Genomic DNA, 1853 nt, shown 5'->3' with positions numbered 1-1853 from the left:
CCAATGGCGAACCCCCGCTGAAGCTTGGGACGAACACCTACGATCAATTCAACAGCAACGTGTTGCTTCGACCAGTTGAATGCGCCTTGCGATCCTCTGTCGGTGTGGACCACGCAGCCTGCGACGAAATCTCGGCGGGCGACGGCGTTGTCGAGCGCATCGACCGCGAGCCGGGACTTCATCCGATCGCTGATGGAGTAGCCAACGATCCGGTTGGAGAATACGTCTTTGAACGCGCACAGGTAGAGCTTGCCTTCGCTCGTCCAATGCTCTGTGATGTCGCCCAGCCACAGCTGATTCGCAGCATCGGCGGTGAAGTTGCGTTGGACGTGGTCGTCGTGGACCGCAGGCCCCGGGCGCTTGGCTTTTCCGCGTTTCTTGCCGAACACACTCCACCAGCCGTTGTTCGAGCAGATCCGCCACGCTGTGCGCTCGGCCATCACCTGGCCGGCGTCGCGAGCCTCGTAGAACAGGAACCGGTAGCCGAACTCCGGGTCGTCCTTATGGGCCCTGAACAGAGCGTTCGCCCGGTAGGCCTCCGCGAGGTCGGCATCGGTCACCGGGTCAGCCAGCCACCGGTAGTAGGGCTGGCGAGCGATCTCGAGTACCCGGCACGTCACCGTGACGGGAATGCCGTCCTCGGCCAGCTCACGAACGAGCGGGTACATCATTTTCCCGGCAGGTTCGCCTGGGAAAGATAGGCGGCAGCACGGCGCAAGACTTCGTTCTCCTGCTCGAGCAACCGGATTCGCTTGCGCAGTTCCCGGTTCTCGACCACGTCCTCACCGGTAGTTCCTGATTTGATTCCGTCCTCGATATCGGCCACTTTCAGCCAACCCGTCAGGCAGGATTCACTGATCCCGAAGTCGGCGGCGATCTGCTTCAACAGCATTCCGGGCTCGCGACTGCGGGCAACCCGAACAACGTCCTCACGGAACTCTCGGGGATAGGGCTTCGGCATGGTGCACATCCTTCCAGCGGCACCTCTCGGCACCACAGATCAGATGTCACCTATCCGTGCAGCAGACCCTTCAGCGTCTACGAACACCGAATCCTTCAGATCCATCCCGTCGAAATAGGCGCTCGTAATGTCGACGCCGCGCAGATCAAGTCTCAGCCCAATGTCAGCCCACAGGCCCCCGGCTTCTTCGCCATTCTTCTCGAACTGCAGATGTATCCGGAACTGGCTGATTATTGCCTCGTTCACTATTCGCTGAGCTTTTACTCGTGCGCGCGACTCATCGTTCGGACCAGTGACATCCGGGACTTTACGATTATTTTGACGGAGGTAGGCACACAGGGTGTCTGTGATCGTCTCGCACTCAGCTCGCACGATGTTCTCCCGAGCGGTGACATTCTTCTTGCGTCGAAGCCGGAGCCAGTCGTCAGCCAAACCGACGAAGGCGTAAACCCCTGCTACCCGAATCGCGAAGTGCGACTCATCAGCGAGCTGCTTCGCAGCCCCCTCGAATCGACTCCACAGATCTTTCTCGGCATCTTCGAGCCGAGTTCTGTCAGCATTTGCGGTCTGAGCCATCGCCAATCGCGCGGCACCAGCCGATGCAATCGACGCCGCCACAATCGCGCCCAACGGGGCCAATACTGCGCTGTACCGCACTACCAGCCATTCCTTCGAGATCCCCACGACAACCAGCGCGAGCAAAGCGACGGCAGAAACCGCAGCGGAACCCGCCGAGACCCGAAACCACAGGTGTCGACGGCACGTGAAAACTGATCAAGTACGGCACTTCAATATTGGGCTCTTCGCGCTTGAGCGGGGTGCCCGGTAGTTGATGGGGCTCGTGGCCCCGACATGCTGTTGGTCTCTCACAACGCGACAACAGCGAGGCCAC

The 1853-nt window shown here is 60.3% G+C and carries 3 protein-coding genes; all 3 read right to left on the bottom strand.

Features of this window, described 5'->3' with window-relative positions; translation table 11 throughout:
• Positions 1-671, bottom strand: a 671-nt coding sequence (locus ACZ3J7_RS41010; protein WP_352102050.1) for a DDE-type integrase/transposase/recombinase, incomplete at its 3' end; no start/stop codon positions are given.
• Positions 668-961, bottom strand: a complete 294-nt coding sequence (locus ACZ3J7_RS41005) for a transposase (RefSeq protein WP_003945099.1) — start codon at positions 959-961, stop codon at positions 668-670. The genes ACZ3J7_RS41005 and ACZ3J7_RS41010, both read right to left, overlap by 4 nt.
• 39 nt (positions 962-1000) lie before the next feature.
• On the bottom strand, positions 1001-1618 hold the full coding sequence (locus ACZ3J7_RS41000; RefSeq protein WP_353802689.1) for a hypothetical protein: 618 nt from the start codon (positions 1616-1618) through the stop codon (positions 1001-1003).
• Positions 1619-1853: the final 235 nt, after the last annotated feature.

It is taken from the genome of Kitasatospora sp. NPDC015121, assembly GCF_055562955.1.
This window is presented reverse-complemented; position numbering and strand designations above follow the sequence as displayed.